Genomic DNA, 21,850 nt, shown 5'->3' on the forward strand with positions numbered 1-21,850 from the left:
GATTATATTCAATTGGCCTGCAACTGAAATTGATGTTTAATTATCGAATGACAATAGGCCAATGCTAGCTTTGATGTGGAATCACCATAAAAGGAATCAGCGAATGATATCCCATTTTTTTTATAATTGGTTCATTGAGTACATATTCGAGGAAGCTATGTTCGTAGTTTATCATGGTAATGAGGTTGATATTGTTTTCTTCAATAAAAGCAGAAATAATCTCCTCTTTAGTGCCTATTTCTGGAATCCAATGCACATTATGAGGCTGATCTTTTAGAAGTTGGGTGAGTGTATTTAAATTGACCTGTTGCTTCTCAGTCAGATCATCAGGACCGTTAATATGTAAGATTTCGAGATTGGACTTTTGCAACTTCGCTAAACTTATGAGAGGAAGAATTTCATCACCATAAGGTCGTTTAAAATCAGTAGCGAATGCGATGCGGTCTGTTTTGGCATATTCATATTTATGTGGCACTAATAAAATGGGGCAAAGTTTAACTTTTTTAATTACGTTCACACTATTGCTGCCAAGAAGAAACTCCTTAGCCCCTGTAGCCCCTTTGGTACCCATGACCACTAAGTCTATAGCATGATCCTTAATTGCTGTTTTGATGGACTCAGACAGGAAATCCTCACTAAAAATGGTTTTAAATTCATGCTCGCTATGCGGACTTACAAATTGAGCACGCTGTTTTAGAGTTTCCAATTGTTCTTTGGAGGTGTTTTGAAGTGTGTCAATATAACTAGGCGAAATATACGTTCTGGATCCAGTATTGACGAAGGTCCAGGCATGCGAAAAATAAAATGTACATGGCACTTTGGCGTACATCCTTATGGCATAGAGTGCCGCGCTCCAAGCATTTTCGGAAAAATCTGTGGGAAGTAAAATATGATGTCTCATACTATAATCATTTTGTTTTTATGGCGTAAACATAATAGTTTATCAGAAAAGATAACATGATTTAGGTCATCTAACAGTGTTAATCAAGAAGAGGCGCAGAGTGTTAATGATTTATTATTTATGATTGCGATTTAGAGTGCTAATTTAGTTAATTGGTATCGAAAAGTAGTGAACGATAATTTCTTGTGATGGTGATCAGCTTCGGCAATTGCAATAACAACGCTTTCACCAAGTCATTCGCACAAAGTCATTCGCAATCTTAATATTTCAGATGGTGATCCATCATTGTCTGTAACAAGGACCAACTCAGTTTCAGCATCGGATATCACTTTATCAATAATTACAGATTCTACTTTTAAGGGACTTCCTGGATTGGGAATCTGCCGAATTAAATAGTCATTGTCAAGCTGTCCGTTTTTTATTTTTATGACACCTATAAAACTGCCTAAAATATCGCCATCATCATAAGCGTTAGGTGAATCCTCAACAGAAGCCGTAAAAATGAGATAAGGTTGGTCTTGAAATGAAGTTGCGCCAGAAAACCCAGCTTGTAAACCCTTGATTTTAGGTAATGAAAATAAATGGGCTTTAGGAATAGGGAAGGGCGCCTTTGTTTTACAATAAGCTAAAAAGTCCTGAAGTGAAAAGCTAAAGATAATATTTCGATCTCGGTTAAAAAGATGTAGCAAGTCTCCAACAACGGCGAGAGCTTCAATATCGAGTTCGTAGCCCTGCATGATATCCATCTGTCTTATATGGTCATAAAAAAAAGAGACGTCATATTCCTGATAGGTAGTTTCTTTTCCAATTTCGATCCATACACAAGCATCTCGTTCAGGCGATTTGGATCCAGAACCAAAAACAAGAATTTCGGTAGCACTGATCATCTCTATGGCTTCAAAATCGGGTTTGTTGATTTTTGGAATTCTAGTCCCTTGTAACTTTTCGGTAGAAAAAATCGGAGTTTTTGAAAGCAGATCAAAATTCCTATCCAAGTGAAATAAATACGGAGAATCATCACCTATTACATAAAAACCATCTTTAAATTTTATGATCCCAGAGGCGCTTGGGATGTCTTCCAAAATCTGGCGACTCAATATTTCAATATCTAATTCGATAGATCGCAATAATTTAATTTTTAAACGGTAGAATTATGGTGAAATCGATAGAGAATGGGTCACAATAGTATGACCTATAGAGATTCTTGTATGAACACCTATGAAAAAGCCACCTATAATTAGATGATTATTTAATGTGGTTTTAATAACTAATTTTTTATAAGCTGAACGGTAAGAACGATTAAGCTATTAAAAATGAAAAATCTTAGTCTTTACGTGGAATCACCAGAAAAGGAATTTTAGATTTAAATCCTAATTTCTTTATAATGGGTTCTTTGATAATGTTTTCGATAAAACTATGCTCATAGTTGATCATGGTAAGGATCTTAACGTTGTTTTCCTTAATGAAATCAGCAATGACATCTGCTTTTGTTCTATGGCTTGGCAACCAATTAAAAGTGTGCGGATAGTCTTTTAGATGCGCTTTAAGCATCTCGAAATTGGTGTTTTGTATTTCTGTCAACCCGTCCTTTCCTTTGATATGAAGCACGTTGATGGTCGCCTTGGTCATATCGGCCAACTGTGTTATTGGAAGTAGATCTTCACCAAAAAACCTGCTAAAATCAGAAGGGAAGGCAATCTGATCTGGTTTTACATACGTACAATTATTTGGAACCAATAATATTGGGCAAAGCCTTACTTTATTAATTACAGATACGGTATTACTCCCAAGAATATACTTTTTGGCCCCTGTAGCACCTTTTGTACCCATCACGACGAGGTCGATATTGTGCTTCTTAATAGATACTTCTATACAATCTTCTAAGGAACCGACAGTATAAATGGTTTCAAACTTATGGTCTTGATTTTTACTTTCCTTTACAGCGCGTTCCTTTACATCAGCTAATTGTTCTTTGGATTGATCTATCAATGGATCTATATAACTTTGAGAAATATGTGTTCGCGCCCCTGAATTTAAAAAGGTCCAAGCATAGGAAAAATAAAAGGTGCAAGGTTCATGGCCATATAATTTGATCGCATATTGTGCTGCACTCCATGCATTATCTGAAAAATCTGTTGGTATTAAAATATGATGTCTCATGCGCGTATTGGTTTATCCTTCTAAATTGATATGATGATTTTAGGTCTTGTACAAAACTAAGGCTTTATCTCTATATATAAAAGGCTTTACCTCTATATATAGCGTGACTTATGGCAGCCTAAAGATAAGGTAATTTAAAAAAGAAATGATTGGTATAGGACTAATATTTCCTTTCTATTATAAGAACGCTATAAATAATGTGTTCCTGACGGAATTTACCACTAAACTCAGACAGACATAAGTTTTATAAGAATCAGATGTTGGAAATATGACGATGTTGAGCCTAAGCAATTTTTATGGTAAAAGAGCCTTTTCCAATAGGCATTTCTTGATAATTTAAAATTAATCTAAAGAGTTTTTTTCTTATCTTAAATCTTATATTCAACTTATAATAAGTACATTATGAATAAATATAGAAAATTTCTGTTTTTTTTGTCTTCCATTGGAGTTTTGGTCGTGGCGTTGAGCTTTTTTTCTTTTAAGACCGATATTCGTATTCACGAAGGCTACGTCGCCCAAACTCCTTGGGAAAACCTAAAGGTTCTTCCACAAAACATTTCGAAGGACAGTTTGGACCACCTTATGAAAAACTATGCCATGTCTCTTGGAGTAAAGTGCACTCATTGTCATGTGCCCAGTAAAGCGGATCCCAAAAAATTGGATTTTGCCAGTGACGAAAAAATGGAGAAGGAGATTGCACGTGGGATGATCAAAATGACCGATGATCTAAACGACAATTACTTTAAGCCGTACTTCCCAGAACCTAAACCAAACCAGGTGCATGTGGTCAATTGTGTGATGTGTCATCGGGGGACTGTCAATCCGGAAAAGTATTTATCACAAATGGGTGGAATGTACAAAACTTATAACCCTGAAAGGGATAACAGAAAAGAGAAAATAATGGAGGAAAAACGAAAACACTAATAAGGTAACTTCCCCATATTCCAATTAACGACGAAGTAGGGCTACTAAAAATTGTCCGTATAGTATTGGTTTATTTGGTTAGACCTACCTAATAGGAGGCTGGTTAAGAATTTAAAATCTATAGAGGGGTACGATCGTTGAATGTACACGGTTCAGTTTCCTTTTATACGAGCCCATAAATCGCTCATCAATTTCCTCCCGTCCCGATTGGTTTTTTCCTGTTCAATAAATTGGACCTGACCGTCGGCATCACGAACAATTTCATATTGAAAAACAAAATTCTGGGCGCCTTTCTCCATGCTCAATAGACCAAACCTCAAATCGTTGAACAACAGCTTACTGTCTTTATAAGAAATGGTGTACCAACCTTTTGAAATGCCAATCATTTGTTGAACCTTTTTGTTGTCTGCAAGATTTCCTAAGAGTTCATGATCTTTTTTATACGTTTCAAAAGTAATAGGCTGGGTGTCAAAAAAGGAATAATAGGCCAATAAATACGCGTCTTCAGTTTCAATATTGGCGCTCCAAAGAATGGTATTTAATGGAGAAGGCCTTGTATCAATCTGTTTGTAGGCAATATTTTGATCAATTAACGCCGATTCGAATTGATTATGGGCTACCCATTTCAATACTAATGTCAATGCTAAATAGGAGGAACTGACAATTAAACCAATATGGTTATACCTACGGCGTTTGGTGGAGGTTCTTTTTTGGAACATCGCCAAAATTAAAAAAATCAAAAATGGCACTGTGTACAGTGGATCTATGACAAAAATACTTTTAAAGGCAATTCTTATGTCCAATGGCCAAAACAGCTGGGTGCCCCAAGTTGTAAACGCATCCAGTAACGGATGGGTGAAAAGTGCCCAGAAAAACAACCAGGCCCATCCTTTAAAATCCTTATAGACCTCATAGCGCGTTACCACCCATGCGAGGATGGGAGCCGCCATTGCAGAAAACACTATAGAATGTGAAAATCCTCTGTGGATTGCTAAGGCCGATACAGTGTCTGTAAAATAGGAAGCGAAGATATCCAAGTCGGGGATTGTGCCGGCAATAGCACCGTATAACATGGCTTTGTTGCCCACTTTTTTCCCTAAAACAGCTTCGCCGACGGCAGCACCTAATATGATTTGTGTGAGTGAATCCATAAATTCCGGCAAAAATAAGCCAAATAATAGATTAAACCATCCTTATTTTAAATAGGATAAACTTAAGGTTTGAATGTGTTGTTAAATTAAAAGCCATTGTAGGTACTTATAATAGATAAAATGATCTTGCGGATTATATTTCCAAGGAGAAAGACTTTAATGCAAGCATGAGCTTTTTTAGATGAATAAACTAAATCTCAGTCTTTTACATTCTTACATCTAAATAAACAAAAAATAATCGACCAAACGCTTGTTTTTTTCGTTTAATTGCATAAATTTGCTTTTAGAACCCTTAAATCTCAGTTATGAAAACTAAATTTACTCTACTCTGTGTGGTATTTTTATTGACAACCTTTGGTTTTGCGCAAAAAGAACCTCAAAGCATTATCACAGGAAAAGTATCCATTGCAAAGTATCACGATCGTTCCGAATTGGATCAATTGCCGAAAGGAGATCTTTTAACCCTATACAATGAACGCATTGAAGTAATAGTCAAAATATTGCCTAATATAGCTTTCGCCACCAAGCCTGGTGTTACAATGTCTTCTTTGGGGATTCCTGACACAAAAGACAACAGAAAAGCTTTAGAAGATAATATTAAGGCAGTCAATACTTATTTTGACAGTACCATGTCGTTCCAAAACAAGGTTTTACCATATTCTGATAAATCCAACCTCATTGCTGCTATATTATTTTATGAAGAAACCTTAAAATCGCTTCATACTTATAGTGAGTTCAATAAATATTAAGTTGGGTTGATTTTCTGATTTTAAAAAACATTTATTTTACCAAAATCCACTATCCTGAAACCCATGGATTAATTATGGGGTATTTTATGGATAAAAAATGGTAAAAAGGTGACCGCTTAAAAATAAAAAAGTCTTTTTTGAATAAATAAAAAACAAAAAAAACGTGTAGGCCTATTCTCTATAAAATTATAATTTGTAAGAAATACCCTATGTCATAAAATTAAATATTGCATTTCATCGACTTTATTTGTATTTCATGGAATTTGTTTATATGTTTGAATCAAATAGTTAATATATCCTAAATCTACTACTAATTCACTTACTCATGAAAAATATTACTCAAACCATATGTCTATTCCTTTTGATTGCGAGCAGCAGTTTTGCTCAGCAGGAAAAAGGAATTATTGGTAAGAATAACTGGCTAAACAATTGGACAGAGTTTAGACCTAACCATGTTGACCATAGTGAGCCAACCCAAATTTTAAGTGGAAATATAAGCCAAGACACCAAACTTGTCAAGAGAGATACTTACCTCTTATTGGGAAGTGTATTCGTTACGGATAGTACAACTTTGACCATTGAACCAGGAACAGTAATCATTGGCGATTACAAAACAAATGGAGCACTTATCATTTCTAAAGGATCAAAAATTATGGCTGAAGGATTGGAAACTGATCCTATAATTTTTACATCAAACAGAAGTGTGAAGAAAGAAGGCGATTGGGGTGGTATTTTTATATTAGGAGATGCCCCAATCAATAAATTTGGTAATGCCTCTTCGGTCAATTATGGATTGCGCCCAACTTCTTTTGATAATATCAGCTACGGCGGTGAAAACACCGAAAGCAATTCCGGTGTCTTTAAATATGTAAGGATTGAGTTTGCTGGAAGGCGTACTCGCGAGTTCGGTTATTTTAACTCGCTTACCTTGGCCGGAGTTGGAAGTAAGACTGTAATAGAGAACGTGATGGTGAGTTATTCTGATGGAAATTCCTTTAACGTTATAGGTGGTAAGGTCAATTTAGAAAAAATGATCTCCTTTAGAACCAGGAGCAACGACTATGAATTCAATTTTGGGACTCAATGTAACATTAGCAATTCTTTGGCCATTAGATCTCCTTATGTGTCTGGCTCGGATGGATCACGCTCTATGTATATAGCTTCTTATGATAAGAAGGATGAAGTAGATTTGAGTAAGAAAGGCACTTTCGTACATGCTGAAAACATGACCTTAATTAATGTTAGCGACAATTTGGAATCTGATATTAAGGTAGGCTTGGTTAAAGAGGCCTTGTATATTTCTGAAGATGCTTCATTGGACCTTCGTAAAAGCGTGATTTCCGGCTATAATCCAGCAGTTATTATTGATGATAAGGTAAAAATAAACGCTAAGAATTTAGAACGTATAAAGTTCAGTGATATGTATTTCAATAATTGCAATGGAAATATTTTTACTGAAAACGACTCCAATAATGCCGATTTAGAAAATTGGTATGGTAACAGTATCTTTTTTAATGTGTATTCTAAGGGGAATGACTCCGAGACTTTTATTGATGTTAAGAACCCCAGACGTCCCGACTTTAGACTTCGCATTAACAAGATCATTGCATCCAATGAAAGAGAAGAATAACCGATAGTATTGTAGATATAGATGACCCCAAATCTTTACACGCTTTCCTTCTTAAATACTTGTCAGATATCTGGCAAGTTTTCCTGATATAAGATAGTGGTATTGAGTTTTAGTAGGCATTCTTTCTGCAAAGAGCGATTAAGAAAAGTTAAATAGATAATTACTAATACACCCTGAATGCGTAAAACTACTACTCTAAAAAGATGTTTTTTTGTACTTGGTATTTTTGTCTTTCTGTTATCGGGACAAATAAACGCCCAGATTGTTATTGGTACTCCTAATTTAGGGTACAGCCGAGCTTGTGCGAGCGCTTCTTTTAATACCTACAATGTCACTTTTGTATTTTCTCCAGAATCAGAACTCAGTCCGACCAATCGGTTTATAGTCGAAATGTCTGACGCCACGGGGAATTTTTCAAATGCCACAGTGGTCTTTACTTCAGAGCCAGGAGCAGTAACCACTTCTCCTGCTACGTTAAACTTTGCGATACCAGAAACATCAGCTGGTGAAGGGTACAGACTTAGAATAAAAAGTACTGGGCCTGTAGCTAGCAGCTCAAGTTCTATAGCCTTTGCTGCCTATTATAAACTTCAAGACAGCCCATTTACTATCAACAACATGGTTTCTACTGGCGCTTATTGTACCGGTGGGAGTTATTTGTTGTCCATTGATAATCCTGGAACTGGGTCTAACGATTCACCGCTAAACTATCCGTCACTTACTTATAAATGGTACAAGGAAACAAGTCCAACAACTTCAGTTTATGTGGGTGATGGGAACACGCTATCGGTAAACCAACCAGGCACCTATTTTGTAAAAACAAATTATGGAACTTGTACTTCGAGTTCTTTTTCAAACCGTGTAAAGATAAGCGAGGCCACTTCAGGTCAGGCTGATGCTGCCATAGTTTCTAGTCTGGGAAATCCATTTTGTCCTGCCGAAGGTATGACCACTCTGAGCACACTTGGTGGCGTTAGTTACCAATGGTTTAAGGATGAAACTCCAATAACAGGGGCCACCAATCAAATGTACCAAACGAATGAATCTGGAACTTTTTCGGTAAAAGTGGATTTGGGAAGTTGTACGGCATCAGGATCAATAGATTTGGAAAGCACAGGTTTTGAAAGCACAATAGATGTGGATGAGGTCAATATTATAGAATCAGGTGAAAGTTTATTGGCAACGGTATCCACCAATGCGAACAATCCGAAATTTGAATGGTATCTCAATGATGTGATTATTTCTGGTGCTCAGGATAATTTTTATGAGGCCACTTCTTTTGGTGATTATAAGGTCATTGTTGCCCAGACTTTAGGTTGTAAGGTTTCTGAAGAATTTAAGTTTTCAGTTAGTGAAGCCATGGATCCATTTCCGGACGTAGAACATATTCCAAATCTGATCAGCCCCAACGGAGACGGTATCAATGACACCTGGGTCATTCCCACAAAATATGTGAGTGGTACCAATACGGAAGTGATCATTATGACAAATCAAGGTAAAGTAGTGTTGCAGACTAAAGAGTATTTGAACAATTGGCCTGAAACATCATTGAATTTAAACAGTATCAACCAAGTGTTTTATTATATCATAACCACTCAAGATCAAAAAACCAAAAAAGGTTCCATTACAGTTGTTAAATAGTATGAAAAAGACATTCCTAAATATCAATCGGACAAGACAAGGTCTCTCGGGAATGTTCCATGGGTGCATTAAACATGCGTGCATTAAAATAGATGTTGGATATAGCCAAATTAAGGCCGTTCTATTGACCGTATTATGTAGTTTCTTTTCTGTACAGATGTTCTATTCCCAAGAAGAAGATGGCGTGGTATCGCTTGCGATTCCTGTGAGAAATTCGCTAACGTTCAATCGCTTTACCATGAACCCAACTTTTAGCTTTGTTAGGGAACAGAACAAATACATCAGCCTTTATAACAAGAGGGAATGGGTTCAGTTTGATGATGCACCACAAACCTATTTGGCTGGTTATTCTGGCCGTTTTGCAGAGAATATTGGTGCAGGAGTGGGGCTGTTTCAACAAAATTATGGTGTACTTACAACTTTTGGCGGCATCTTGAACTTTGCATATAACGCAAGATTGAAGCGCGATAGCAATTTAACTTTCGGGTTAAATTTAGGGGTATATAAAAGCGGACTGAACACAGGTAAAGTAGTCACAAATTTTTCGGACCCTTCTTTGGACAATGTTCCGTCACATCTCTTGCTAACTGTGAATCCAGGCATTAATTATGGAACCGAATTCATGGATTTTGGTGTTTCAATTAACAATCTGGTCCTTTATAATGTACAATCGTCAGAACTTCTTAAAGACGATCCACGCCAAACCCTTCAAGCACATATCATGTACACAGGTTACATCTATAGTGGAGGATTTTTTGATGAGTCCAAATTCTCAGGATTGCTAAGGTCTGAATTTGGAACGGACAACACCACAATTTCAGGAATTGCCATGTTAACGGTGCCCAAAGGAATTTGGGGTCAGGTAGGTTACAACACCCTCTACGGTGCATCTGCTGGTATTGGACTTAATATTACAAAACAAATTGCCATTGAATATAATTTTGAAAAGGCCGTTGGCGACCTGACTCATTTCGGACCTTCACATGAAATTACTTTGGCATTTAAGCTTAACAATAACTCGTATTATGATTACAGTGCCGAAGATGAGATGTCCGCACTTTTCAATTCTGATAATAAACGTGTCTTGGCATCAAGCAAGCCAAGAATGGATGCTGAAACAAGGGCTCAATTATTGGCAGAATCGGCGGCCAGAAGGGAAGAAATAAAAGAAAGAGCCAAAGAAAAGGCTCAAACGCGAGCTAAATTAGCGGCGGAGGCTAAAGCGGAGGAGACACGTAAATCCGAAGCAAAAATCGCCTCCGAAAATAAAGCCAAACCAGAGCAAGAGCTTGCTGTAGTGGCTAAAATTGAAACAGAGTCTAATCTGAAATCAGAAACAGAGGACATAGCGGCAAACGAAATCCGGGCGAAGAAGGCCATTGAAGCTCAAGCGCAATTGGAAGCTCAAAACAAAGCTAAGGCTGAAAGTGACGCTATTGCCAAACGTGCTGCAGAAGCAAAAGCGGCGTTGGCAGCTCAGGAAAAATCAAAAGCTGAAGAAAAGGCCAGATTAGAAGCACAGGCTAAATTGGCTGCAGAAGCAAAAGCCAAGGCAGACCAGGAAGCGAAAGAAAGATTGGCCGCTCAAAACAGAGCCAAAGCAGAAGCCGAAGCCAAATTAGCTGCAGAAGCCAAAGCAAAAGCTGATGCTGAAGCCAGGTTGGCCGCAGAGACCAAAGCTAAAGCTGATGCCGAAGCCGCGGCCCAATTGGCTGCTGCTGCCAAAGCCAAACAAGAGGCTGAGGCCCAATTGGCATTGGAAGCAAAAGCAAAAATTGAAGCAGAAAAAGCTGCAAAGCTGGCTTCCGATAAAAAGGCTGAACAAGAAGCTGAAGCATTAGCCAAGATTGAAGCAGAAAATGATGCCATGTCTGAAAAAGAACTCATTCAGGAAGCGATAATAGATCCAAAAGATGCTATTGGTATTTCGATGAAATCGCTCGCTGATTTAACTGATGCTTCAAAAAACACTCAAGATGAGCTGTTGGCAAAATTTGATGAGATGGTCGCTAGTAAAGATCAGGACTTGAAGGATTTGAAAGAGGAAAACGACTTGAGTGAGCAAGGTATTTACAGTGCTCCAAAGGCATTTAAGAGTATCACCGAAGAAAACAATGCTCTTCAGGCCGTTCACGTAGATTTGGATAATATCATAAAAACCAATAACGAACGGATTAAAGAATTGGAGCGTTTATACGAAGAGCGTTTAAAAATACCGACTCTCAAGAATGACGAGGTTATTTTGTATTATAAAAAGACCATCGAAACCTTAAAAGCAGCACAGGCTAAGGCAATCCAAACTAGAACACAATTGATGACAAACTTAAAAGAAATCAATGAAGCTACAGAGTTTGAGAGAAAACGAAGAATCAAACGAGCTGCGTTTAACAATGAAGAAGATAGATATGAACAAGATAGAGCAGCGCTAAAATGGATAAAGCAAAATACGCCGTTCAGCCCAACTCCTTTAAAAGCGGAAGATTTTAATTTTGGTGAAGAACAAGGAAGTAATATCCAAATTATTAAAAATGTCAAGAATGTTGAAAGTGGCTATTATGTTGTAATCGCTGTTCATAATGATGCAGCAAAAAGAGATGAGTTTTTAGCCAAGGCTATATCTGCTGGACGGTCTGATATCGATTTCTTTTATGATGTAAATACAAGTAGGTATTTTATCTACTATAAAAAACTAGATAGTATTGAAGCAGCTACTGAAGCAATGAAAGCTAAAGGAAGCCAACCTTATAACGGTAAAATGTCAATTATTAAAATAGAAAACTAAAATAACTAAACGCCCATTCGCTTTTGACAATGCCCCTTGGAGAAAGCGAAACACATAAATCTACCAAAATCATGAAAAAACCTACTTTTTCTAGAATTGCCTTAATTGCACTGCTGCTGTTTATGGGTCTGGAATCCATTGCGCAGAATTATGTTCCGTTCGTGCCAAGATATGATGAAGCGATTAAAGGCGACATGCTTTTAATCGGGAATAATAATCTAAGTGTTCACCGGACAAATCCTTATAATGGAAGCACAAATAATGAGAGTAGTACTCATAGGGATAGAATGGTATATGTTGACATTGATAGTGACAGCAGTACATTTAACTCTAGCAGTGCCGATTTGAATGTGCCGAGTGAAACCAATTGTTATCAAGTGGTTTACGCTGCTTTATATTGGACGGCCGTTGTGAAGGGAGACACCCCAATGTCAGATATTAAATTTAGGACCCCAGAAAGCGGTAGTTATATTGACCTCACTGGAACGCAGATTTATTATCAAAACTCTTCAAATAATAGAAATTCCAATGCCTATGTGTATTATAGAGATGTAACGGACATTATATCAGGATTAAGCGACGCAGACGGGACCTATACGGTTGCCAATATATCTTCGGCAACTTCTGCCATGATGACTGACGGACGCAACACAGAAGGTTTGTCTGCTGGATGGTCTCTTTTTGTCATTTATGAGGATCCATTGTTGCCAAGTAAATACATCACTTCTTTTGATGGGTTTACAAAAATCAATAATACTGGTCCCGTTGCAGACAGAGAGCAAAGTTTTGATATCGTTGGGTTCCGAACGATACCAGTAGGCCCTGTGCGCGCAAAGTATGCATTTAGTGCTTTGGAAGGAGATAAATCATGGACAGGTGACTATTTAGAGATTAATGGCACACGAATCAGTGCCACTACCGCAGGTGGAACGACCATACGACCAGCCAATAACTTTTTTAACAGTTCGGTCTCCATCATTGATCCCATTACGAATTCACCCATGCCTTTTACGGATAGAAATCCCGCCAGTTCCAATACATTAGGTTTTGATGCCGGGATTATCAGTATTCCTAATGCTGATAATAAAGTGATTGCAAATGGCGATACTTCAGCTACTATTAAGTTAGGAACCAACGTAGATATTTATTATTTCTACTTCAGTGCTTTTGCCATTGAGATCATTGCCCCCAAAATAGTTCTTACCAAAATTGTTGAGGACGCCGCAGGTAATGACATCGGAGGTCAGTTAGTCAATCTGGGCGATGAATTGAATTATGTCATTGGTTTCCAGAACGTGGGGAATGATGATGCCACCAATTTGATTATTAGGGATGTTCTTCCGCAAAACATTGTTTTTAACTATCCGGAAGATATGGGCTTGCTTCCTACAGGGGTCAGCGTTCAAAGCTATAATCCTGCTACGAGAGAAATCATATTTGCAGTTGACAATTCCGTAGTTGAAATAAATGATCCAGTACAAGAAATTCGGTTTAAAGTGACCGTAGTAAAAACCTGTAGTCTTCTTAATGACGCCTGTTCTAATATTATTAGCAATCAAGCATATTCGACATATAATGGTACGGACAATCCGAATTTCATCATTACGGATGATCCAAGTTTTAGCTCAAATACAGGTTGTTTATTAACGCCTGGAGCCACTAACTTTTTGGCAGATATTACATGTGATTTTGAAGAGGAAGTCATTTTATGTGGTTCAAGTGTCACGCTAACAGCGGGTAGTGGATATGACTCTTATAGATGGTCAACAAGCCCTACGGGTTCACCGGTAATCGGGACCACACAATCGATAACCGTTACAACTACAGGCACTTATTATGTTCATAATACAGCTTCGGCGCCTTGTCAGTCCATTGACCAAAGATTTGTTGTAGTTACCTATGGTGAAAATGACGTCAATCCGCTGATTCCGTTTGCTGATGAAGTAGTAACTTGTCCAAACGATGGTAAACAATTGCCAAATTTCTTTTTATGTGGCGCCAATGATATCCGTAACATTGAAACCAATATTACGGATACATCGTCAATTATATGGGAAAAGTTGGATGAGACCAGCTGTTCCGCTGTGCCATTAGAAGACTGTGCCAATGAGGATAGTTCATGTACGTGGAATCAGGTGGCTATAGGTCCTAATTATAATATTAATCTAGCCGGGCAATATCGGATCACCTTAAATTATGAAGGAGGATGTTTCAGTCAATATTATTTTAATGTGTACTCGAACATTCTAATTCCAACGGCAACGTCAAAAGATATTATATGTGACATACCGGGCGAAATTGTCGTAGGTGGCGTGCCAAATGGTTACGAATACAGTATTGACGGTTCAAATTATCAAACCAGTAATTTGTTTTCAGTTGCTACACCGGGCGTTTATAGTGTATATGTTAGACAAATTGGTTTCGATTCAAGTCCATGTATTTTTTCAGTACCGGACATCCAAATAAGAGAACGTAATTTTACAGGAACGGCCGTTGTTACACAGCCGCTCTGTCATGATGATAAAGGGAGCGTCAAGTTGGCCGCTAATGATGCACGTGCTCAATATTTTTATTCTCTTTCACAAGGAGCAACTCTCATCAATGAGGTGGGGCCTATTATGGAAAGCGATTATTCCTTTAACAATTTAAATCCGGGAACGTATACAGCAACCATTTCAACCGAAGATGGCTGTAGTGAAACTGTTGATTTTGAAATCGTTAATCCAGAGTTATTGACCGCTACCTCCGCCATAACAAGACCTTTATTGGCTTGCGATTATCCAGATGATGGCGACGGAGATGATGGAAAGGAAGGTGATGGCGATAGTGATGGTGACATTGGAGCAGAAGTGAGAGGAGGTATTATCACGGTGTATCCAAATGGAGGAACTCCACCTTATTACTATTTTGTAAATGGCTCTACTGAATTCCAATCTGAATCAGAAATCATTGTAACGGCCCCTGGCACCTATACCATTAGGGTGGTTGATGCCAACAACTGTAGCACTGAAACAACCATTCAGATTGAAGAGACACCAGCACCGGAATTTACGGTTGCATCAACTGATATTTTGTGTGCTGACCCTAATTCTGGAACAATTAATATCAATGTTACCAATGCTCACGGAACGACTTTAAAATATAGTATTGATGGCGGTGAAACTTTTGTGAATTCAAGTGCGTTTTCAGGACTTACAGCAGGCTCTTATGAGGTGGTGGTTGAATACATGATTGGAACTGCTTCCTGTTGGACCGATCCGGAAACAGTGATCATAAATCCTACCGTGGCTATGGAAGGTGTTGCAACTTTAGCGGCGCCATTTACTTGTGATACCTACGGTACCATTACGGTTTCTGGGGTTAGTGGAGGCGTAGCACCACATCAATACAGTATTGATGGGGTCAATTTCCAAGCATCACCTACGTTTTCTAATTTAACGGCTGGTACGTATACCATCACCGTTAAAGATGCATTGGAATGTACTTTTGCGACCAATAGCATTACTATTGAAGCGTTAAATCCACCAACGAATTTAACCTTTGACAATACGTCTTTAACCTGTCCGAGTAACACTTCCGATGTTAGCATTACTGGAACAACCGGAGGAACTGGCGCTTTGGAGTATCAAATTATCGCGCCAGCAACTGCTGCAACATCATACCAAAGTTCGCCAACATTTGCGGGATTGGCACCGGGCACTTATACCTTCCAGGTAAGAGATGCCAATAACTGTACCTATAGTGAATCTTATACAATTGCACCATTACCGGCAATCCAAGTCGTGGCACAACCTATAAGTGATGTGACGTGTTTTGGTGCCGATGATGGCTCAGCACGATTTACGGTATCAGGAACTACGAATTTTACTTACACAATCAATGGAGGTGCTGCAACTTCAGGTACTTCGCCAATTGTTTTAACAGGATTGGCTGCAGGAACCTATGCTATTGTGGTGACAGATACTACAACTAATTGTACTGCTACTGCTTCGGTGAGGATTAATAGCTCAGCATCAGCATTGACAATGACCACAGAAATCGAACCAATCACTTGTTTACAAGATGGTAGCGTCAGAATTAATGCATCTGGTGGTTGGGGCGGAAATACCTACAGTTTAACATTGCCTAACGGCACGGTTTTACCGGCTCAGGCAAATAATACGTTCTCCAATTTAACTCAAGATGGAACTTATACGGTTAGCGTTACTGACTCTAAGGACTGTACCGTGACCGATACGTTTGTATTGTCTACACCTGATGCAATTGTAGCCACCATAAGCAGTGCCTCTGACTTTTGTTATGCTGCTGGCACGGGTGCCACTATTGAAGTGACCACAACCGCAGGTCAAGCTCCATTTGAATATAGTATCAATGGAAGTGCATTTCAAAAGAGCAATAGTTTTACGAATCTTGTTCCAGGGTCTTATGTGATTGTGGTAAGAGATGCGTATGGCTGCGACTTGACTTTGCCTGCAGAGCTTGTAGAGCCTCAATTATCATTGAGCACTGTATTTACAAAGGATTTAGACTGTACTTCATCTCCTGATGCCGTCATAACCGGAACCATCACAGGAGGTTATGCGCCGTTTACCCATGAAGTGTCTATTAATGGAGGAGCTTTTGCAACTTTAGGGACCACAGGTTCACCATTTGTATATACCACCGCCAATTCAGGAACTTACCAATTTAGAGTGACTGATGCCCAGGGATGTACAGTAGAATCTGGCATTACTACAATCGATCCACTTTCGCCACCAGCGATTAGTGCGGTGGTACAGGCACAGGATATCCTGTGTTTTGGTGATGATAACGGCTCAATTACGGTGACAATAGATACATCCGTGGGAACACCTCCTTTTGTGATCAATGTCCATAATGATACTACTGGTACCAACTATGGCGCCCAGACCTCTGGATTGGCTGCTGGAGCCTATACCGTAACTGTTACAGATGCCAAATCATGTACAGCTACTGAGACTGTTGTAATTGCACAGCCAGATGCTATTTTGGTAGATCATCACGCCGAACCTATAACATGTGATCCTGTTGGTGGTATATCAAAAGGGTCGGTCATAATAGACGGCGTCACAGGTGGTACGCCGCCTTACAACTATTTTGTGACCGGAACCAATGGTTATAATGCGTCTGAATTAAATACTGACGGTTCAACTTCCCATACGTTTGATGTTGTTGATTTTGGTCTGTATCAAATTAATGTCATTGACGCTAACGGTTGTTCAATTCTAATACAAGATGTACTGGTTGCATCACCACCAGATGATTTGCAAATTACCATTCAACCATCGGTAGATTGTATTAATGGAGGAGAAGCAATTGTGAGCGTGGGAACTGCTTTGGCCAGTGCTGGACCATTCTATTTTAGCACCTATCCAGCGACGGGTACTGCACCGGGAGGATCATGGATCCCTGAAGATGCTATGGGGTCTAAATCGACAACATTTACCAATTTAACTCCTGGTGTTACTTATACCTTTATTGTTTATGATGTGTCCACAGGGTGTAGTCATTATGAAATAGCTTCACAGCCTATTCCAACGAACTCTAACCTAACGGCAACTCCAGATACCGTGAATAATATCACGTGTACTGGAAGTGCAGATGGGAATGTGTCATTCACTATAGATAGCCCTTACGGTGTAGCAACTAACGTCAATTATGAAATATTTGATTCCCTATCGCTTACTTCAACTGGAATTAATGGTTCTGGAAGTGTGCCAGCTAATGGTTCTTTAAGTGTCACAAATTTAGGCCCGTTACCATTCGGAAATTACTATGTATTGATTTCAGAAACTTCAGGTCCAAATACGGGATGTAGTGTGGTTACCGTGCCTTTTAATATCACGGAATCTGCAATTCCATTAAGCTTGACGACTTCAGTTGACCAAAATGCAAATTGTAACGCCAATTCAGGATTGATCAGCGCTGTTGGTCGCGATGGTACTGCACCTTATACCTATCAATTGACGACCTCAGCTACTGCGCCATTGGCGACAGATCCAGCTTGGGCCTCAGCCAATACCTTCAACAGAGATGCTGGCAGCTATTTTGTTCATGTCATGGATGCTTATGGGTGTATTGTCTCAAGCCCCGTGGTCGTTTTACCACAAGATCCAGCACCTCTTGTAGCGCTCAATCTAACCAACCAATGTACTACTGCAGAAGGTAGTTTTGAAATCGAGGTTTCTTTACCAACGGCTGGAATTGCGCCTTATAGTTTTAGTATTAATGGCGGGGCCTTCCAAACAAGAACTGCACCATTTACCATTACAAATTTAACGTCAGGTACTTATACCGTGGAGGTTAGAGATGCCAATGGTTGTGGAAACTTGGATACGATTACAATTGAGCCTCCTATCGGCATCACTCCAGCCATCACTGCACAGCCAACCTGTGCAAATGATGATGGTGTGATTACGGTCACTGCAATAGGTGGATCTGGTAGCTATAGCTATGCCATCAGTCCGAATGCAGGCTCGATAGTGTTGACCGGAAACGTATTCTCCGGAGTGCCTTTTGGGACTTATACGATTACGGTAACAGATACCAATACGTTATGTACTACTGATGTTTCAGCAACTTTAGAGGCCGCAACCCCAGTAGCATTTACTGCAGATCCAACCCCTGTATCTTGCTTTGGTGGAGCTGACGGGACCATTACGGTCAACCTTCCAGCAAGCAATGACAATCCAGTATATACTTATGCCATAATAGCAGGACCATCTACGGTGCCAGCTCAAAACTCAAAGGTGTTTACAGGACTTTCAGCAGGGACATATACGGTTGAAGTCACTTCAGGAAGAGGGTGTTCGTCAACAGTAGATGTTACGATTACCGAACCTACTGAATTGACGGTTTCCGGTGTTGCTACCGATTTTGCCTGTGCCTTGGACAATTCCAAAAGTGTTTCAACACTGACCATTACTGCGGTTGGAGGCACTACCGATTATGTTTATAGTATTGACGGTACTAATTACTTTACTACAAATACCTTCGAAATCATCGATACGGGAATTGTACAAACCATCAATGTTTTTGTAAAGGATGCCAACGGATGTGAAGCAACAAATACCGTGACAATCAATCCTTTGCCTGAATTAACCGCTGTGTCTGTCGCTATTGTCGATGCTATTGATTGTAATGAAACAGGCTCGGTGAGAATTGACGTTACTGGAGGTTCAGGTAATTTCCTATACCAAATGCTTCCGGATGGAACACCTCAGGCTTCAAATACCTTTAATATCACATTACCTGGCGATTATTACTTCCAAGTGACCGATGTTACTACAGGATGTTATATGGAAACCCTTGTATTTACTGTAGATCCATTTGATGTCATTGATGTTGTGGCAACACCTACAACGGCGGTCACCTGTTATGGAAATACCAACGGCGCTTTGGAGATTGATGTGTCGGGGTATTCCGGGAACTATACCTATGAGGTTTTAGACAGTGCAGGTGCTTCAGTTATTGCGCCAACAAATGCAAATACGGCTACAAATCCACAAATCATCAATGGATTAGCCGGTGGGAATTATACCATTGTGGTTACAGAAACAGACTCTCCTTTCTGTGCAACCATTACCAATGTGGTGACCATTGCATCGCCTGCGACACCTTTATTACTTCAAGTTTCCGAAACTTCCAATGTCACTTGTGATGATGATCAAGGCACCATAACTGCTCTTGCGAGTGGTGGATGGGGAAGCTACGAATATGAATTGACCGGAGCGGCAACAGTGGCCTATTCTCCAAACGGAACTTTTACCGGCTTATCAGCAGGTGTTTATATCATTAATGTTAGAGATGCTGGTGGATGTGTTGAGACAGAAACGGTGACGCTGGTTGCCCCAACGCCAATCGCTGCTAGTTTTACGGCAAGTGCAACACTATTACCATGTTTTGGTGATCAAAATGCGAGCATCACCATCACCAATGTTACAGGTGGACAAGGCAGTAATTATACGTATACTTTAAATACGGTGTTGCCTACACCAAGTTCTTCTGGCCCGCAAACCTCTCCCGTTTTTAGCGGATTGGGTGCTGGAACCTACAATTTCACCGTTACCGATGGTTATAATTGTAGTTATAGTTCAGGAGACATCGTGATTGCACAACCAACTCCTGTAGAAGCGAACTTAGTTGCTGTTACAAGTCCAACATGTACCACACAAGCTACGCTAACTTTGAGTGCCAATGGAGGAACTGGGCTCTATACGTATAGTGATACGAGCACCTTTACAAATATATTGGGAACCTTCACAAACTCAACAACTATTTCAGTGACTGCCGGCACTTACAAATATTATGTAAGAGATGCCAATGGATGTACCGCTACAGTAACCAATGATATTAAGATTGATCCGATTCCGGATTTAATCTTGAATTTATCATTGACCAATGCCACTATTAACTGTACCGGAGACAATTCGGCAGTTATTGTGGCCACTGCTCAAGGTGGGTTGGGTAATTACGTATACACCTTATTAAATGCTTCGGGGAATCCAATTCCTTCTGCGGTTCAAAATTCACCAGGCGTCTTTACTGAGCTTGTTGCAGGGACTTATTATGTTAAGGTGGATAGTGGCGACTGTGATACCACTTCACGGATGATTGAAATCAATGAGCCATTGGCAGCACTTGACGCCACTGCTATAACTGCAAACGTGAGCTGTTTTGGAGGCAACAATGGTTCCGTTGAAATTACTGCCACAGGCGGCACGGGAATAATAAAATATGCCATTTCTCCACAATTGAATCAATTCTTCGACAAAAATGTATTTGAGAATTTGGCTCCTGGCACTTATGACATCATCGTTCAAGATGAATTGGGCTGTTATGTGAACCTCAATGTGACCATCACTGAACCCGATGCGGTAATAGTGAGTATCATCCCGTCTTCAATCATACCTGAAATTTGTGAGGGTGACACTGATGGCATGTTTAGCATTACAGTTACAGGCGGAACAGCACCCTACAGTGTAAGCTTGGATGATTACGATGGTCCTTATATCACAGGGACGGCCACCCAAACACAGTTTGATTTTACCGGATTGAAAGGAGGAGACCATAGTGTCTTTGTACGTGACAGTGAGGGTTGTGAGTCTGAATGGAACATCACCTTCCCTGAATCGGTTAAAATTGACCCCGTTGCCGTCATAGAGTATCTATGCGAAAACAATATGCCTGGCAATAGAGTGACCGTAACTTTTGACGATAGTATTCAGGATATGTCTGACTTGGATTTCTCCTTGAATGGAGGAGCTTACCAATCAAGCAACGTCTTCAACAATATCGTTCCAGGAGTAGGACATTATATTGATGTGAGACATTCGAATGGTTGTATCCAAAGAACCGCATTGTTTGACATTGGCCATATTGAACCATTATCGCTGGTATTGAATGATGGTGATATGAATCAGATTGTAGCCATAGCTTCGGGTGGCACAGAGGGATATCAGTTCACGTTGAATGGTGAGGATATGGGCGCTACGAGCACTTTTATCATACGCGAATCTGGAAACTATACGGTGACTGTTACCGATAGCAGTGGCTGTGTTGCAACTGCCACAAGGTATTTTGAATATATAGATATCTGTATTCCAAACTATTTCACCCCTAATGGCGATAATCATTTGGACACTTGGGCCCCAGGATGTTCCAACAACTATCCAAATTTGGAGTTCAAGATATTTGATCGTTACGGGCGTGAAGTAGGATCCTATCGTCAAGGAGGGTATTGGGACGGAAAATATAGAGGGAGAGAACTTCCTACGGGTGATTATTGGTACCTCGTTAAATTGAATGACGGAAAAGATGATCGTGATTTTGTAGGACACTTTACACTATACAGGTAATAAGAACTAATGAAGATGAGGTTTAAAAATAAAGCTA

General features: G+C 39.5%; 10 protein-coding genes. 6 read left to right on the forward strand and 4 right to left on the reverse strand.

The window, feature by feature from the left end; all coding sequences use genetic code 11:
• Window positions 1-64: 64 nt before the first annotated feature.
• The 3 genes from G6N06_RS04085 to G6N06_RS04095 all read right to left on the reverse strand — a co-directional run bounded on the left by G6N06_RS04085 (window position 65) and on the right by G6N06_RS04095 (window position 3,061).
• Entirely contained in the window at window positions 65-901 is an 837-nt protein-coding gene (locus tag G6N06_RS04085) for a universal stress protein (RefSeq protein WP_163514798.1), read from the reverse strand.
• Between the two features lie 233 nt (window positions 902-1,134).
• Complete coding sequence (locus G6N06_RS04090; RefSeq protein ID WP_163514799.1) at window positions 1,135-2,028, reverse strand: DUF6929 family protein; 894 nt, start codon at window positions 2,026-2,028, stop codon at window positions 1,135-1,137.
• A gap of 196 nt (window positions 2,029-2,224) precedes the next feature.
• Window positions 2,225-3,061, reverse strand: coding sequence for a universal stress protein (locus G6N06_RS04095; protein WP_163514800.1), 837 nt, complete (start codon window positions 3,059-3,061; stop codon window positions 2,225-2,227).
• Between the two features lie 402 nt (window positions 3,062-3,463).
• Between G6N06_RS04095 and G6N06_RS04100 the strand changes: the two genes are divergently transcribed.
• Window positions 3,464-3,985 (forward strand): c-type cytochrome, encoded by a 522-nt coding sequence (locus G6N06_RS04100; RefSeq protein WP_163514801.1) that lies wholly within the window; start codon window positions 3,464-3,466, stop codon window positions 3,983-3,985.
• A gap of 152 nt (window positions 3,986-4,137) precedes the next feature.
• On the opposite strand, the gene G6N06_RS04105 is transcribed toward G6N06_RS04100, so the two are convergent.
• Entirely contained in the window at window positions 4,138-5,136 is a 999-nt protein-coding gene (locus G6N06_RS04105) for a metal-dependent hydrolase (RefSeq protein ID WP_163514802.1), read from the reverse strand.
• A gap of 305 nt (window positions 5,137-5,441) precedes the next feature.
• On the opposite strand from G6N06_RS04105, the gene G6N06_RS04110 reads away from it, so the two are divergent.
• The 5 genes from G6N06_RS04110 to G6N06_RS04130 all read left to right on the forward strand — a co-directional run bounded on the left by G6N06_RS04110 (window position 5,442) and on the right by G6N06_RS04130 (window position 21,813).
• Window positions 5,442-5,885, forward strand: coding sequence for a hypothetical protein (locus tag G6N06_RS04110; protein ID WP_163514803.1), 444 nt, complete (start codon window positions 5,442-5,444; stop codon window positions 5,883-5,885).
• A 325-nt stretch (window positions 5,886-6,210) separates the two neighbouring features.
• Window positions 6,211-7,515, forward strand: a complete 1,305-nt coding sequence (locus G6N06_RS04115; RefSeq protein ID WP_163514804.1) for a beta-helix domain-containing protein — start codon at window positions 6,211-6,213, stop codon at window positions 7,513-7,515.
• A 177-nt stretch (window positions 7,516-7,692) separates the two neighbouring features.
• Window positions 7,693-9,156, forward strand: coding sequence for a T9SS type B sorting domain-containing protein (locus tag G6N06_RS04120; protein ID WP_163514805.1), 1,464 nt, complete (start codon window positions 7,693-7,695; stop codon window positions 9,154-9,156).
• Between the two features lies 1 nt (window position 9,157).
• On the forward strand, window positions 9,158-11,938 hold the full coding sequence (locus G6N06_RS04125; RefSeq protein WP_240337967.1) for a PorP/SprF family type IX secretion system membrane protein: 2,781 nt from the start codon (window positions 9,158-9,160) through the stop codon (window positions 11,936-11,938).
• Window positions 11,939-12,009: 71 nt separating this feature from the next.
• On the forward strand, window positions 12,010-21,813 hold the full coding sequence (locus G6N06_RS04130; protein WP_163514806.1) for a T9SS type B sorting domain-containing protein: 9,804 nt from the start codon (window positions 12,010-12,012) through the stop codon (window positions 21,811-21,813).
• Window positions 21,814-21,850 lie beyond the last annotated feature (37 nt).

It is taken from the genome of Gelidibacter japonicus (assembly GCF_010725055.1).
In the GTDB taxonomy this organism is placed as follows: domain Bacteria; phylum Bacteroidota; class Bacteroidia; order Flavobacteriales; family Flavobacteriaceae; genus Gelidibacter; species Gelidibacter japonicus.

Coding starts and splice junctions, on each gene's coding strand:
- G6N06_RS04085 (WP_163514798.1), bottom strand. CDS start 901: ATGAGACATCATATTTTACTTCCCACAGATTTTTCCGAAAATGCTTGG.
- G6N06_RS04095 (WP_163514800.1), bottom strand. CDS start 3,061: ATGAGACATCATATTTTAATACCAACAGATTTTTCAGATAATGCATGG.
- G6N06_RS04100 (WP_163514801.1), top strand. CDS start 3,464: ATGAATAAATATAGAAAATTTCTGTTTTTTTTGTCTTCCATTGGAGTT.
- G6N06_RS04105 (WP_163514802.1), bottom strand. CDS start 5,136: ATGGATTCACTCACACAAATCATATTAGGTGCTGCCGTCGGCGAAGCT.
- G6N06_RS04110 (WP_163514803.1), top strand. CDS start 5,442: ATGAAAACTAAATTTACTCTACTCTGTGTGGTATTTTTATTGACAACC.
- G6N06_RS04115 (WP_163514804.1), top strand. CDS start 6,211: ATGAAAAATATTACTCAAACCATATGTCTATTCCTTTTGATTGCGAGC.
- G6N06_RS04120 (WP_163514805.1), top strand. CDS start 7,693: ATGCGTAAAACTACTACTCTAAAAAGATGTTTTTTTGTACTTGGTATT.
- G6N06_RS04125 (WP_240337967.1), top strand. CDS start 9,158: ATGAAAAAGACATTCCTAAATATCAATCGGACAAGACAAGGTCTCTCG.
- G6N06_RS04130 (WP_163514806.1), top strand. CDS start 12,010: ATGAAAAAACCTACTTTTTCTAGAATTGCCTTAATTGCACTGCTGCTG.